Here is a 12909-nt window from a genome sequence, read left to right as displayed (position 1 = left end):
AGGCGCCTTTTTTGCACTTACGTCCACCAATTAAGGAGGACAAAAAAATGGAGTTTTGTGAAAAAGTTAGACAGGAGACGCAATTTTATTGGGAGGCTAGTTTTAACCATCCGTTTGTGCAAGGTATTGCTGATGGTAGTTTACCACTCGAAAAGTTCAAGTTTTATATGCTACAGGATGCGTATTATTTAAAGCATTACACAAAAGTCTTAGCTTTAGCAGCTGCAAAGGCAACAAATGATGAGGACATTCAGTACTTTTTAAACAGTGCGAGATTTATTCATGAAGCAGAGCTTGAGCTTCACCGTACAACTTTTCAAGACTTAAATGTAACGGCCGAAGAAATTGAAAATTTTGAGGTGGCACCAGCTACTTATAATTATGTGAGTCATATGTACAATGCAGTCCATAATGGCGATGTAGCAGAAGCATTTGCTGCTATATTACCTTGCCCTTGGCTCTATCAAGAAATTGGGCAACAGCTTAAGTATGCTCGTCCGAATATACCGCTGTATGCGCAATGGATTGCATTATATGCATCTGACGAAATGCTTCAATCGATTAATAAGCAAAAGTCGATGTTAAATCGTTTTGCGAAGGAACAGCCCATGAAACAAAAGGTTTTAAAGGCACATTTTGAAAAAAGCTGTTATTACGAGTGGATGTTTTGGGAAATGCCATGGACGATGCAAAATTGGACAAAAGGGGTGTATATGAATGAGCCTACAAAAAATTAATCTACAAAAACCTTTAGTGCATTGTATCACCAACTATGTCGTGGCCAATTTTACAGCAAATGGCTTACTAGCAATAGGAGCTTCACCTGTGATGGCCGATGCGGTTAAAGAAGCGGCGGAAATGGCATCAAAATCGAATGCGCTTTTATTAAATATCGGCACATTAAATGAACAGACAATAAAATCAATGCTTCTAGCAGGAAACAGTGCGAATGTGAAGAACATTCCTATAGTTTTTGATCCCGTCGGTGCAGGGGCAACGAATTTTCGATTAGAAACAACGATGGAAATATTACAACAACTTAAAATTAATTTAATTCGGTGTAATGTCGGAGAACTCGCGGCTATTGCAGGTGTTACTTGGCAAGCAAAAGGCGTCGATAGTGGCGTGGGTGAACTTGATGTAGCTGAGACGGCCATGCATGTTGCAAACAAATATAACTGTCTTGTGATTGTGACAGGTGAGCAAGATGTGATTACAGATGGTATCAGAATAGAATGGATCGTAGGTGGTCATGAAAAGGTAACGAAAATGACAGGAAGTGGCTGTCTATTAAGTGCCCTTTGTGCAGCAGAGCTCGCAAGCTGTGAAAATGCATTCGAAGATCTTGCGAATCTACTTCGTGATTATAAACAAGCAAGCTCAAATGCGTATTCAACGATTGGGACATTCCATATGAATTTTCTAAATCAACTTGAATATTTAGCGGAGGGACACCAATGATTACATTAACGATAGCGGGTTCAGATAGTGGAGGCGGAGCAGGCATTCAGGCAGATATTAAAACGTTTCAAGAGCTTGGTGTATTTGGTACAAGTGTTATCACTGCCTTAACCGCCCAAAATACGTTAGGTGTACATGGCATTTTTCCAACAACAGTACAATTTGTAGAAGCACAATTGAAGGCGGTCCTTGAAGATTTTAATGTGACAGCGATTAAAACAGGCATGTTATTTAATTCAGAGATTATTGAGTGTGTCGCTGCTACACTTAAAAATAGAGACTTACCTCTTATCGTTGACCCTGTGATGATTGCGAAGGGCGGCGCCAGCTTGCTTCAACAAGAGTCTATACAAGCTCTTAAAAATAAGCTGCTACCCATTGCAACTGTTTGCACACCAAATATACCAGAAGCCGAGGTCATAAGTGGTCGCTCCATTCATACGGAACAAGAACTATTTCTAGCTGCTCAAGATATTATCTCCCTTGGGGTACAATGTGTGGTTATGAAAGGTGGACATTTAGCTGGTGACAAAGCGATTGATGCGGTGTTTATAAAAGGGGAGGTTCCTTTTGTCTTAGAAACGAATCGATTTGAAACTAAACATACGCACGGAACAGGCTGTACATTTTCAGCAGCATTAACAGCAGAAATAGCAAAAGGAAAATCTTTGCAAGAAGCCGTTTTGGAAGCGAAAAAATTTGTCCATTTAGCGATTAGCAATCCATTAAATATTGGGCATGGTTTTGGTCCAACGAATCATTTTGCCTATCGTCAGCTTGAGGGGAAGTGTGATGTTGTATGTCACTAAATCTCGATAAATATTTTATTATGGGTACGATTAATTGTAGGCGTGATCCTTTAGTGGTGTTAGAAGCAGCATTACAAGCCGGTATTACGATGTTTCAATTAAGAGAAAAGGGTGAAAATGCACTTACTGGGGATTCCTATGTACAATTTGCACGTAAATGCCAAAATTTATGTCACGCTTACAAAGTGCCATTTCTAATAAATGACGATGTAGAGCTAGCCTTAAAGCTTAATGCTGATGGGATTCATGTTGGTCAGGATGATTTAAATATTGAAATGTTTCGTAAGCGTGCAGAAAATAAAATCATCGGTGTTTCTGTGCATACGATGGAGGAACTGGAAAAGGCGATTGCAAATGGTGCAGATTATGTTGGGATTGGACCCATTTTTGAAACATCATCAAAAAAAGATGCCGAACCACCAGCAGGGGTTGCATTTTTAAAGAAAGCAAGAACTGACTATCCGAATGTCCCCATTGTAGCAATTGGTGGTATTTCACCAACAAACAGTAGCATCGTACGTGAAGCTGGGGCTAATGGTGTTGCAGTTATTTCTGCCATTAGTCTTAGTGAAGATATTTGGAAGACTGTTAGAGAAATTTAAAGTGAATTTTCGTAGTTAATACAAATATAATTTGTTATAAAATCTATAACTTCATTAATCATTATACGCATTGAAGTATGAAGATGAATATGAAAACTACCTTTAACTATAGCAAGTCCTAGCTAATTGCTTAAACCACCAGCATCAAAGTATTGCCACATATTGCGAAGCAGTAGCGTGGTTGGAATTAGTTTAAAGTAATTAAGCAGACGGTTTAGTAGTGCGATAATGCATTTCTAAACCGTCTGTTTTATATTTATCCTATTTTTAATCAGATAAGAATGAGGATAAGTAAGTATTGTAGAAATTAAACCGAAAAAGAATAGGTGGTTTTATGTCATTGCTAAGCTTAATACCTTCTTTTATCTGTTTAACTTAGTGTTAATATTCCACTACATACGGAAATCTTCTGTTTATTAATCTGTATATTTTCCCCTTTTAGTGTATATTTAGGATAAATAAAATAAATAAGTACGCAGCATTGCATGCGTTATTTGAAGGGGATGTACTATGAGAAGGATAATTTTATCAACAGAGAGTGGAGCGGATTTACCGAAGGACCTGGTTGAAAAACATCAAATTCAAGTGGTACCGATGCACGTCATTATGGATGGGAAGGATTATTTAGATGGTGAGTTACCTGTAGAAGATGTCTTCGATTATCATAGTCGCACAAAAAAAATTCCATCTACAACAGCAACGAATACACATGAGTATCATGAATTGTTTACGAAAATCAGAACAAATTTTCCTGAGAGCATCATTATTCACATTGGATATACATCAAAAGCATCTGCTTCCTTTCAAAGTGCTTTAATTGCAGCGGAGGATTTTGAAAATCTTTTCCTAATTGATACGCTAAACGTGACAGGAGGATTAGCTGCAGTTGTGCTGTATGCTGCCAATTTAATGGAGGAAGAACCTTCCATTGATCATAATCAGCTAATAGAAAAAATAGAATCTATCGTTCCTAAAACAAAGCTGGCTTTCATACCAGGCAGTTTGGACTTTCTAAAATCGGGTGGGCGCGTAAGTAACATGGCTTACATTGGAGGGTCATTATTAAAAATAAAGCCCTGCATTGAGCTAAAAGAAGGCAAGCTTGTTTCAACGAGAAAATATCGTGGGAAAATGAGCATCGTAGCGGAAAAGCTCATGCAAGATTACTTAAACCAATATGATATTGATAGAAAACAGCTGTATTTGATCTATTCTATCGGACTTGATGAAAGTATTAAGAGGCAAGTGGATGAAATCGCAAAGGAAACAGGCTTCGAAAATGTAACATGGATGCAAGCTGGTGCAATGATTTCTACCCATGCTGGACCTGGAGGCTTTGGGATTGCAGGGGTAGAAAATTAGAAAAAGTTCTGAAAAAACATCAATGAGTTATAAAGTTACTTATAAGTACTGGTCGCGTTGTGTGTCTAAGCGAATCAAGCACTTTCTTTAAAACTCACCAACATCTCCTATTTACCATATACACTAAACATATTGTGAAGTGGTCGCTAAGTTAAAATTAGGATAAGAAAAACGAATTCCAATGATGGATTTCGTTTTTTTATTTGGCTGTTTCCTAAACTTCCAATTACCATTTTATGGTATAATTAATTAGGAAGTAGAATCTTGAAAACGTGTCAGGTTACTTAAAGAGGGGAATACGACTAGGATCATTTTATTTGTTGTATAAGTATAATTATTTAATTAGTAGTTTAGGATATTAGATGTTTTTACATATGATAATAGACAAGGAGATGATTCAAATGAAAAATTTAGGATTTGTCAAAATTACTGTCCTCCTCTTAGTCGTATTGACTCTTTCTGCTTGCAGTATGCAAGAAGAAAATAGTAAAGACATTGAAGAGCCAGATGATAGCATTGTCGATAATGAAAACGAAAGTAACGAAAACGATTTAGACTTTGTTACAATCGAAAAAATTGAAAAATACGAGGGAATGGAAATTTCCGACTGGATCGATGAACAGACCGTTGTCCTTGCAAAAGAAAACCAAGAACTTGGAAAAATGAGTCTCTTAGAGAATGCAGAGTTCTACCCTAGAAGTATATATGAGTACAAATTGGACACAAAAGAGTTTAAAACGATAAAAGCCCAAAAAGACATGTTCCTTGGTGGGGCAATTTTGTCTCCAGATAAAAAACATCTATTGTATTATGAATACTCTATTGGGGATGTAGCCTATTATCTGATGAGTTTGGAGGACGTGGGGCAATCTTCTGTGACGGAGGACATTATTGGTAGCGCCTATACAGCTGGGTGGACTGACGAGCAAAATGTAATCGGTGCTTCCCATGCAGGAGGGGCATATATGGCTGACACGAGAGGTAATCTAACTCAAATTGCCGAGCTTCAGGAGGAACAATTGTTCACAGTTCATAAAATGAAGGAAAAAATCTATTATATAACTACAGACAGTCCAACCTTTCAGGTATATATGCTGGATCTGGTGACCAAAGAAAAAAAGAATCTGCAAGTGGAAAATGCGGATGGAATCACACTCTCGCCTGATGGAAAGCAAATGCTAGTTACTCAAGCAACAGAGACTAAGAAAAGTCTAAAAATTGCTGATGCCGATGGAAATATACAAAGTACTATTACTGAAGGTTCTGATGTGACTGGCGCTTCCTGGTCTCCCAATCAGCAAATGGTTGCATATCAATTAGATTCTGTTATCAACGATGTAGACAGTAGTGGACTATACCTGTACTATGTATCAACCGGTAAATCCATACAAATTGCTCCAAATGTCAGAAATGCGAAAATCAAATGGAGCCCTTCAGGTAAAAAAATTTCCGTTACAGAACTGGATGAAAGAAACTATAACAGCAGCATTATATATATAAAATAGTGCGAGGTATTTACTTTTTACTTAAAGAAGACAGTTAGCTAACTGTCTTTTTTTGTGTTTAATAAAAGTTTTAAGAATTAATGGAAGCGTTGTGAAAATAAAAGTTATTGTAATATTACAAAATTTAAGTTATGTTTTAAAATACTCATAAAAATTTAGAAGAATGTATTGGTTGTTCAATTTAGTGTGAACATCTCAATGAAGTAAAACTAAATCATAGAGAACGAGAGACACACTTTCTTTTAAAACTATAAATTAGTATCAGAAAGAGGTATAAAATAATGACACTTCAACAGTTAAAATATGTAATTGAAGTTGCAAGAAGTCGTTCTATTAGTAAGGCTGCACAAAATTTATTCATTAGCCAGCCAAGTCTTTCAAATGCACTAAAGGAGTTAGAAAATGAAATAGGGATTATCATTTTCCAAAGAACTAATAAAGGAATTATTATGACACCTGAAGGCGCAGAGTTTTTAGGTTATGCTCGACAAGTGGTTGAACAAGCAAATCTTCTGGAAAATCGCTATTCCAATATTCAATCTTCCCAGCAACACTTTTCTGTATCAGCTCAGCACTATGCTTTTGCGGTAAGTGCATTTGTCCGTCTGCTAGAGGAATACAATCGAGATGAATACGAATTTACATTAAGAGAAACCAAAACCTATGAAATTATTGAAGATGTAAAAAGTCTACATAGTGAAATTGGTATTTTATATGTAAATGATTTTAATAAAAAAGTGATTTATAAATTCCTGAGAGAAGGTAATCTCATCTTTCAAGAGCTGTTTGAAGCAAAGCCTCACGTATTTATTAGCTCTAGAAATCCGCTAGCAAAGCAGGAATTTGTAACTTTATCAGATTTAATTCCTTATCCTTATCTTTCCTTTGAACAAGGAGATTATAATTCTTTTTATTTTTCTGAGGAGATTTTAAGTACTTTTTCTAGGCCAAAGAATATACGAGTTAGTGATCGAGCGACACTCTTTAATTTATTGATTGGACTTAATGGTTATACAATATCAACTGGTGTGATAAGTCATGAACTAAATAGTAATAACATCGTTTCAGTTCCTTTACTTGTAGATGAACGGATTACAGTTGGATATATTACACATAAAAATGTAAAAAACAGTCCTTTAGCGACTATATATATTGAATATTTAAAAGAAACAATTGCTGAAGAACAAGTTCAGCTATAGTTTAAAACTATAGCTAGAGATACTTAATAAGTGTTACATGCTACCAATTGTATAGTGCTAAAATTTCCTTACATACACATTGCTTTGCTTTTTTAATAGCCTATCCTTTTATTTTCTATCAAACTGTTGCGAGACAAATAGAAATGATAGCTAATTATCTACCTTAAACTACGTGTATATAGGAGGTACCATGAGAACAGTCAACCCGATTGAAATAGTTAATCAGAGTAAATTGAAAGTCTTTCATTACGTGCTTATTCTTTGTTTATTTTTTATCATGATGTTCGACGGCTATGATGTGGTCATTTATGGTGCAACCATTCCAATGTTAAAAGCGGAGTGGGGAATCTCTGATTTAGTAGCGGGGGCGATAAGTAGTTATACGACAATCGGTACAGCAGTTGGCGCTGTTTTATTCGGTCTGTATTCAGATCGTTTTGGAAGAAAGCGTATTATTATTTTAACGACCTTCTTATTCAGCTTTTTTACATTATTATCTGGATTTGCAACGTCACCGATTTTATTTATTGTTTTTCGTATTATTGCAGGTTTAGGATTTGGTGGTGTTATGCCAAACATAGCAGCTTTAATATCAGAATACGCTCCGTCCAAACACCGTGCTGCAATTATTTCAATCATATTTTGCGGTTACTCCGTTGGTGCAATTCTAGCCTCGTTTAGCGGGCAGGTATTGCTCGAAAGATTCGGTTGGCAACCGGTATACTGGATAGCCGGCTTACCACTGCTTGTGTTGCCTTTTGCTATACGTATCATTCCAGAATCTATTAATTCTTTAATTAAACAAAAGGATACAAAACGTCTTGTCAAAGTCCTTCAAAAAATAAACCCAATGATCTCTAAAGATGTTCAATTTAAATATGTCCATCAAGAACAGCAACAAAAGTCATCGGTTCGTGATCTTTTTAAAAACAAACTTGGATTAAGCACGATGATGTTCTGGCTGTCTTGCTTCTGTACATTTATCCTCATGTATTCACTAAATACATGGCTTCCAACTTTAATGATGAATGCAGGCTATAATCTGAAATCTAGTCTGTTCTTTGTTGCAGTACTTCAAATTGGTGCCATAACTGGTACAATGATTTTCGGTAACATTATTCAACTACTTGGTTTCAAACGTGTCCTTATTCCACTTTACTTAGTAGGGGCTATCTCATTAATACTGATTGGCTACTCAAAAAATATTTATATAGCTTATGGGTTAATTGCCATTATAGGTGCTGCATCAGTCGGTTTACAAAACATGTCTAATGCATATGTAGCTCAATATTATTCTGTCGATATTCGAGCAGCTGCTCTAGGAAGTACAATGGCTTTTGGACGTATCGGTTCGATTGTTGCTCCAACTTATATGGGAATTTTATTAACTTTTAATCTGCAGCCACAGTTTAACTTTTTTGCAATTGGTATTGCTGCAATCTTTGGCGCAATAGCTATGAGTTTCATTCGTGAAGACCATGCAGACTATGCAGTAGAGAAGCAATTAGTTTCTAATGAAATAGCCTTTAAAAAAGAATCTTTATCATAACAGAATACAAGGAATTCATCATATTTTGGTGAAGACTTACTTAGAAATCAGGAGTGTTGAATGAACAACACCCCTGATTTTTTTATTGTAAAATTATTGATATTTTATACTATCTATCGACTTAACCAACTCCTAATATGAATTCATTTATTTTTCCAAAATTACAAAAAAATTCTTCGGTTTATATGGTTTAATAAAGATAGAGAAGTAAATAGGGAGGGGTTTAGCAATGGGGAAAGAATTCTTTAAAAGACTTGAAAAATACATAACGAAAAATAAAAAATACTTAAATAAAGGTGCATCTAAAAAAGAACTCCTAAAATTAGAGCTGGAAACTGGCTACCCATTACCTGAATCCTTTAAAGCTACGTATTCTGTTCATAATGGTGAAAAAAAGTTAGGATTAATGTTTGGATTAACCTGGTATTCCATCGAAGAAATTTTATCGGCATGGAAGGGGTACAACAACTATTATGAAGAGTCCGTTACCGATGTCATTTCATTCGAAAAGAATAAAATCCAAGAGGCATACTACCATCCAGGATGGATTCCTATAGCATACGATTATGGAGGAAACTATCTTGCGATGGACTTTGCACCTGGGGAGAATGGGAAAGCTGGACAAATTATAAATTTTGGGCGGGATGAAAGACAAATGTTTGTCATAAGTGAAAGCTTTGATGCGCTCCTCGAGCTACTAATACAACAATTTGAGAACGGAAATTGTTCTCTAATTACGGAGGAAGACGGTAATCCATACGTTATATGGGGAGATTATGGTCACTTTTTTGATAATCTCATTGAACTTCAAAAGACTCCTTGTGCAGGAGAGGATGTACCTCTGGAGCTGGATGAAAGCTGGACAAACTTTCTTACCCAAATGTTAGGAAAAACGCCTAGTAAGATTCATGAGTTACAAAACATAATAACCCTTAGGTTATTTCCATCTAATATAACTAACTTAAAACCACTTGCTTACTTTCAAAACGTCCGCGAATTAATCGCAAGTGGATTAGAGATCACAGACTTCACACCAATTGCTGAGATGCAAGACTTAAAAAAACTCTATTTGGCCAAAACATCTTTGCAGCATTTAGAGTTTTTAAAGCCACTTAAAGATTTAAAGCAATTATCTATTGGAAACACCAAAGTAAGAGACATATCTGTATTGAAAGAGCTGCCTTTACTTCAAGAGCTGTCACTTGAAAATTTAGTAATAGATGATTTGTCTCCTTTGGCATCCTGTAAGAAGTTAAGTCACTTAAATCTTTCAGGTATTCAAACAGCTGATCTTCATGGTATTAAAGATATTTTCAGCTTGCGTGAGCTTGATATTACGGGGATTAAAATGAGTAATCTGGATGTTCTAAAAGGGATGATGAATCTACAGGATATTAGATTCGAGGAAGTGGAGAATTATTCAGCTCTCCAGGAACTGGATAACCTTCAATCACTTACTTGTCCGTTCAATGCTTTTATTGCAACAAAAGATCTTTTCGATAAAAAAATGAACTATACCATTATGGGAGAGATTAACGACGAACAAGATGAAATTTACACTAATTATGTGATGGAAGGATAAGCTAAGAACACAACTAACAAAATTGCTGCCCTCTTTTTCATCACCTTCCAAATGAGTATAGGCATTTAGAGATACATTGAAGAATAAATTGATATTAAGTAATTAGTTAGAAGTAAGGGGTACAAGTGAAGAAATAAAGAAATGTGGGTTATAATAGCAATGCTATACAGCTGGATGATTTCCAGAACGGATAAAAAAACAGTAAATGAAGGTGACAGATGAACATCTATTTAAAACCAATAATAAATCCTGATGAATGCTATAGGGAAGCTGAGCAAAAGGCAGCCCAATATTTTAATAAACTTACTGTACAGGCCACAGAAAAAAGCTATATTTCGGTGTTAACGGACGATATTAAAACATGGAAATCTGATCACGTTCATCATCCCATGTTATCCCTTTTTACGCTTGGAAAAGGAAAGGACGATTCTAAGAACTTTAACCATTATATACAGTACTTAAATTATAGAGGGAAGCTAGATAGCTACTTAAACAGGAGCATCTCCTATATTTTTCTCCGTGATTTAGGAAAGTCCCTTGATTCCCCAAATACGCAGACCAGAATTCATAGTGTAGTGAGTAGCTTAAAGGATCAGCTTACCAATTCTAAGCCAGATGGCGAGGAAGCTGAAGCATTTAGTATGGTTGGACTGTATCGGATGGCAAAGAAGGATGGTGTGGAATTAACTTATATTTGGCTATTAAACAAGCTAAAGCAAGTGTCCAATCATATACCAAAGGGAATGGATGCAGAGCACGCCCAACGAAAACTTATAAAAATAATTGCTGGGGTTATTATGCAAGAGAATGAGGAGATGGACAGTGATATATCATCTGATGAGCGTGCTGCAAGGCTCGATAAAGCTATCAGACTGGGATATTCCTATGGATTGACCTATCCATTTATTGACGATTTGCTTGATGCCAAGATTTTGTCGGACGAAGAAGAAAAGCAATATGCAAATTTAATCAGGACAACGCTTACTACAGGCAAAGTACCAAAATTGGGAGAATGGCTTGGAGAAAACGAGGAATTAATCACTTATGTACATCAGGAGCTTGGTGAGGCTTTTCAGTATATTGAGCAAAATCAGCATCCTGAAAGAAGGAACAAATTTTTTGAGCAAGCATATGTGTTTTTCCATTCACAGGAAGTAGATCGTGAAAAGAATTTAATGAACTCTCATTATACGAATGAAGAACTATATATACCTGTTATTTTAAAAGCATCCTCATCTAGGCTTATCGTCCGTTCAGTCCTTAGTGCCTCTGACGATAAGGAGATGGATAACCGTACTTTTTACTACGGTATTTATAATCAGCTGTCAGATGATTTTGCAGATATGTTCGAAGATATGAAAGATGGAGCGGTAACTCCCTATACATATTATTTAAAGTATCACGGGACTCGACCAGACCTGATTAACCCCTTTGAATTGTATTGGACTGTCATTAGCAACTTAATCCATAATATTTATGGTTCTGACGAGAAAACACGAGAAGTAATATTGGACAGAGCCATAAATGGACTCAAGCGATTGAAAAAGCGTGTAGGTACAAACAAATACAAAGAAATTATGAGTCTATTTAGATTCGGAAATCCAAGATTCAATAAATTTCTACAAGAAATGGTTCGAAAAGCAGCTGACGTGGAATTTTTTGATAAATTACTGCGTGATCACATGATTACCGTATTAAAGAATGAAAGTAAGGAGAGAGAGGATTTCTCAAATACGATTAAAACAGTGCGAAACGAAATAAATCAAATATTAGCCATTCCTCTCACGGAGAATTCTTCCTTCGGAAGAGATTCTATAGCCGAGGCAGCAAATTATAGCTTGGAAGGGGATGGCAAAAGGCTGAGACCGATTGTTACATGGTTTATGAGTGTAAAGGTGTACGAGTTAGATGAAACTGCAATAATGCCACTTTTGAAATCATTAGAATACCTTCATACGGCTTCTCTTCTATTTGATGATTTACCTGCTCAGGATAATGCAGCGATGCGACGTGGACGTCCAACTCTACATGAAGTTTATAACGTAGCAATATCCGAATTAACCGGTCTTTTTCTCACTCAAAAAGCAATTTGGGAGCAGACTAAACTAAATCAATTTGATTCAAAAACGGTACTTCAGATGATTCAATATTCTTCCCAAACAATAGCCGATATGTGTAAAGGGCAAGCGATGGATCTGGAATCTAAAGGAAAACCACTTAGTCGAGATCAGTTAAACACCTTATGCTTTTATAAAACAGGGATAGGATTTGAAGCAGCTCTTGTAATGCCAGCTCTCCTTGCCAACGCAAAGGAAGAGGAAATAATTGCTTTAAAAAAGTTTGCTCGTTTTGCTGGCATCGCCTTTCAGATTAAGGACGACTTACTCGACGTAGAAGGAAATGCAATGCTACTCGGTAAAGACCTTGGAAAAGACGCGGAAAACAACAGCTCTACATTTGTTTCTATCCTGGGTCAGGAAGCTGCCACAATCGAAATGTGGGAAAATTACTGTCTAGCAATGGATGCACTTCAGGACGTGTCCAAAGATACAACCTTTCTAAAACATTTTTTAAACTACCTTATAAATCGAGAACAATAAGATTTGTCCCCATGTTAGCAGCCAAAAAGTTAATGATTGATTTGTATAGAAAAATGAGCTTGGAGATGCTTCTCCAAGCTCATTTTTTCTAACCCATTCTAGCTTATAACCAAGCAAATATAATATAACAGATACGGTTGTAACAAATTACTTAAGTGATAATCTTCTTCAATACTCATGCCACAAGAACATTTGAGAAGACTCTACCAGACTATGGCTAACTATTAGTATTGTTTATAG

Annotated in this window: 10 protein-coding genes; all 10 read left to right on the top strand. The window is 36.1% G+C overall.

Annotated features, from left to right (window positions below):
- Nucleotides 1-47 precede the first annotated feature (47 nt).
- The 10 genes from tenA to MHB55_RS17580 all read left to right on the top strand — a co-directional run bounded on the left by tenA (nucleotide 48) and on the right by MHB55_RS17580 (nucleotide 12669).
- Nucleotides 48-737, top strand: coding sequence for a thiaminase II (gene tenA, locus MHB55_RS17625; protein WP_144542041.1), 690 nt, complete (start codon nucleotides 48-50; stop codon nucleotides 735-737).
- A complete protein-coding gene (thiM, locus tag MHB55_RS17620; RefSeq protein ID WP_151112766.1) occupies nucleotides 718-1461 on the top strand; it encodes a hydroxyethylthiazole kinase in 744 nt (247 codons plus the stop codon). The genes tenA and thiM overlap by 20 nt, the downstream gene beginning before the upstream one ends.
- On the top strand, nucleotides 1458-2270 hold the full coding sequence (thiD, locus tag MHB55_RS17615) for a bifunctional hydroxymethylpyrimidine kinase/phosphomethylpyrimidine kinase (protein ID WP_340844821.1): 813 nt from the start codon (nucleotides 1458-1460) through the stop codon (nucleotides 2268-2270). Before thiM ends, thiD begins: the two co-directional genes overlap by 4 nt.
- The gene (gene thiE / locus MHB55_RS17610; RefSeq protein WP_151112770.1) at nucleotides 2261-2872 is read left to right on the top strand and encodes a thiamine phosphate synthase; all 612 of its coding nucleotides are present in this window, start codon (nucleotides 2261-2263) and stop codon (nucleotides 2870-2872) included. Before thiD ends, thiE begins: the two co-directional genes overlap by 10 nt.
- Nucleotides 2873-3382: 510 nt before the next feature.
- Complete coding sequence (locus tag MHB55_RS17605; RefSeq protein ID WP_191697784.1) at nucleotides 3383-4234, top strand: DegV family protein; 852 nt, start codon at nucleotides 3383-3385, stop codon at nucleotides 4232-4234.
- Between the two features lie 401 nt (nucleotides 4235-4635).
- Entirely contained in the window at nucleotides 4636-5739 is a 1104-nt protein-coding gene (locus tag MHB55_RS17600; RefSeq protein ID WP_340863738.1) for a TolB family protein, read from the top strand.
- Nucleotides 5740-6020: 281 nt separating this feature from the next.
- Entirely contained in the window at nucleotides 6021-6938 is a 918-nt protein-coding gene (locus MHB55_RS17595; protein ID WP_340863737.1) for a LysR family transcriptional regulator, read from the top strand.
- A gap of 190 nt (nucleotides 6939-7128) precedes the next feature.
- A complete protein-coding gene (locus MHB55_RS17590) occupies nucleotides 7129-8487 on the top strand; it encodes an MFS transporter (RefSeq protein ID WP_144541324.1) in 1359 nt (452 codons plus the stop codon).
- Nucleotides 8488-8716: 229 nt separating this feature from the next.
- The gene (locus MHB55_RS17585) at nucleotides 8717-10069 is read left to right on the top strand and encodes an SMI1/KNR4 family protein (RefSeq protein ID WP_191697783.1); all 1353 of its coding nucleotides are present in this window, start codon (nucleotides 8717-8719) and stop codon (nucleotides 10067-10069) included.
- Nucleotides 10070-10287: 218 nt separating this feature from the next.
- Entirely contained in the window at nucleotides 10288-12669 is a 2382-nt protein-coding gene (locus tag MHB55_RS17580; RefSeq protein WP_340863735.1) for a polyprenyl synthetase family protein, read from the top strand.
- Nucleotides 12670-12909: the final 240 nt, after the last annotated feature.

The sequence above is a fragment of the Psychrobacillus sp. FSL K6-1267 genome (assembly GCF_038003265.1).
Taxonomy (GTDB): Bacteria; Bacillota; Bacilli; order Bacillales_A; family Planococcaceae; genus Psychrobacillus; species Psychrobacillus faecigallinarum.
Note: the sequence above shows the minus strand (reverse complement) of the source record. Positions and strands in the feature narration are given on the sequence as shown.